At 72.0% G+C, this 3,142-nt stretch carries 1 protein-coding gene; it reads right to left on the bottom strand.

Annotated features, from left to right (window positions below; genetic code table 11):
• Window position 1: 1 nt before the first annotated feature.
• Window positions 2–3,142, bottom strand: a 3,141-nt coding sequence (locus ACJA3G_RS33800; RefSeq protein WP_406556851.1) for an SDR family NAD(P)-dependent oxidoreductase, incomplete at its 5' end; no start/stop codon positions are given.

A 3,142-nucleotide genomic window follows, 5' to 3' on the forward strand; every position in this document is an offset into this window, starting at 1 on the left:
GTCATGGGGCGGGTGTGAGTGTGAGGAGGTGCTGTCCGGTGAGCTGGCCGAGGAGGTAGCCGGCGAGGGCGGCGGCGGTGGGGTTGGTCCACAGCGCGGTGTGGGGGAAGGTGCAGTGCAGGTCGCGTTGGAGCCGGTTGCGTACTTCCGTGGCGCGCAGGGAGTCCAGGCCGAGCATGGTCAGAGAGGTTTCGCCGGTGCAGCGCCCCTCTTCCAGGCCCAGGGTGGTGGTGACGTGCTCGATGATGATGCCCTCCAGGACGCTCTGCCGCCGTTCGTCGGGGGCGGCGCGCAGGACGGCCAGTGCGTCGTCCGCTTCGCCTTCCGGCCCGGCGCCGTGTTCGGTGGGGGCCAGGTCGGTGAAGTAGGCCAGGTCGGCGGTGTCGGGGTAGGCGGCGAGCCATTGGGCGGGGTTGAGGGGGCTGTAGCCGGTGCGGGTCCGGTCGTGGCGCAGGATCGTTTCCAGGGCGGCGATGCCTTCCTCGGGGTTGATCATGGTGTGGCCGAGCTGTTCGAGGTGCGCTCCGCGGCCGTGCTGGGCCCAGGCGCCCCAGTTGATGGCGGTGGCGGGCAGGTTCTGGGCGCGTCGCCAGGTGCAGAACTCATCCAGCCAGCCGTTGGCGGAGGCGTAGGCGCCTTGTCCGGGGCTGCCCAGGACGGCGGCGATGGAGGAGAAGGCGGCCCACCAGTCCAGGTCGATGCCGGCGGTGGCGCGGTGCAGGTGCCAGGTGCCGTCGGCTTTGGGACGCCAGACGCGGGTGAGGAGGTCGGGGGTGATGTTGGGGGCGGTGGCGTCCTCGATGACGGCGGCGCAGTGCAGCACACCGCGCAGGGAGAAGCCTGCTGCCTGGGCGCATTCCACGAGGTGTTCGGCGGTGGCCGCCTCGGCGAGGTCGGCACACACCACATCGACGCGGGTGTCCTGGCCTCGTAGGTTCTCGATGAGCTGGTTGGCCTCCTCACCGGGCTGGGAGCGGCCGGTCAGGACGAGGTGGGGTGCGCCGCTTTCGGCGAGCCAGCGGGCACAGAGCAATCCCAGGCCGCCCAGCCCGCCGGTGATCAGGTAGCTTGCGTCGCGGCGTACCACGGTGACGTCGCGGGGACGGGCGGGGAGGGTGGTGGCGCCGTGGCCGGGCCAGGTGAGGACGAGTTTCCCGGTGTGCTGGGCTGCGGCCATGGTGCGGAAGACCGCCTCGGCGTCCTCGATGGGCCGGCAGGTGACGGGCAGCGGCGGCAGGGTGCCGTCGGCGAACGCCGCCGCCAGCTCCGCGAACAGGCCGGCGATGAGGCCCGGGTCCTTCCGCAGCAGCAAGGGCATGTCGATGCTGGCGAAGGTGATGTGGCGGCGGAAGGGCAGCAGGCTCAGCCGGGTGCCGCCGTAGATGTCGCGTTTGCCGATCTCCAGGAACCGGCCGTGCCGGGCGAGGAGGTCCAGACTCGCGCTCTGGGCCGGCCCGGTCAGCGAGTTGAGGACGACGTCCACACCCCGGCCGTGGGTGAGGGTGCGGATCTGCTCGGCGAAGTCCAGGCTGCGCGAATCCATCACCTGCTCCACGCCCAGCTCGTGCAGGTAGGCGCGCTTGGCCTCACTGCCGGCGGTCGCCCATACCTCGGCGCCCAGGGCGCGGGCCACGTTCAGGGCGGCCAGCCCGGTGCCGCCAGAGGCGCTGTGGATCAGGACGCTCTCCCCGGGCCGTACCCGCGCCTGGTGGTGCAGGGCGTACCAGGCGGTGAGGTAGGCGGTCGGCAGGCCAGCGGCCTGCTCCAGGGACAGGGTGGGGGGGACGGGCAGTGCCCAGTCGGCGCGGACCCGCACGAACGACGCCATAGGCGTGTCCCCGGCGATCGTGGTCACGCGGTCGCCGACGCGCCGATCGGTGACCTGCTCCCCGACGGCGGTGATGATCCCCGCAGAGTCCGCCACCGCGAGCGCCGCCGGATCTCCCGGCATGCGCATCTGCTGGTAGAGGCCCAGGGCCATCAGGACGTTGGCGTAGTTGAGGCTGGTGGCGTGGACGTGGATTTCGACTTCGTCCGGGCCGGGCGGCGGGCGGTGGCCCGCGGTCAGCCGCAGCGAGCCGAGGTCACCCACGTGCTGCTGGTCGAGAAGAACATCATCGCTTGCCCAGTCGATCCGCGTGTGCCGTTGGTCGGTGGCGGTCAGCGGGCGGGTGCACAGGCGGGCGGTGTAGCGGTGCCCGCCGCGGTGGGCAATGTCGTCCTGAGCGTCGGGGCAGGCCAGCAGCTCCCGGGTGATGTCGCCGGCGCTGGTGGCGGGGTCGGTGTCCAGGACGGTGGGGCGCAGCTCAGGGTGTTCGTAGCTCACCACGCGCAGCAGGGCGCGCAGACCGCACTGGCCGAGGTCGGGCACATCGTCGGGCAGGACCTGGTGGGCGGTCGAGGTGATGGCCCACAGGCGCGGCGCGCTCTCAACGCTCTCCGCGATGAGGGGCTGGACGATGTCCAGCAGGAGCCGTTCGGCGTGATGGCGGGCCCGTGACGGCGCGTCCTCGTCCGCGGCGTCGGTGGAGCCGAACAGGACGGCGATGCCGTCCAACGGTGCCTGAGAGGACCTCAAGCAGTCCCGCAATCGGCTTTGGGCCGGGCCGGTGTCGTCGGTGTCCTGCTCGTGCTGGTGCGCGGTTTCGGCGGGCGTGGGCAGGGCGGCCAGGATGGTGGTGGCGCCATGGGATTCCAGCGCGCCGGCGACCTCCCTAGCGGTTTGTGTGTCGCCCGTGTCCACAACAAGCCACCTGCCACCAGCGGTCGGCGTGGGCTCGGACTCCGGCAGAGGTGTCTGCTCCCAGCGGGTCTGGAGCAGGCGGCTGTCGAACTCCTCCTGCGGGGAGCGGGCCGGGAGCCGCACGAATTCCACGCCCTCCGCTGTGGCCAGGACGCTACCGTCCGCGTCCAGGAGGCGGAGGGCGGCCGTGGCGTGTTCGTCCGTTGTTCCCGGCTCCAGGCGGGCGTGGCAGTAGCGGCCCCGGGTGATGTCCCCGAACAGGCGCACCTCACCGATGCGGGAGCCCAGCAGCACGCCGTCGGCGGGGGCACGGGTGGCCAGCCACGCCATGAGGGGCGTTTGCAGGCAGATGTCCATGGATGCTGGGTGCCAGTGCAGGTCGCGCACGGGTGGGCGGGC

This window comes from Streptomyces sp. YS-3, assembly GCF_045257485.1.
Classification (GTDB): Bacteria; Actinomycetota; Actinomycetes; order Streptomycetales; family Streptomycetaceae; genus Streptomyces.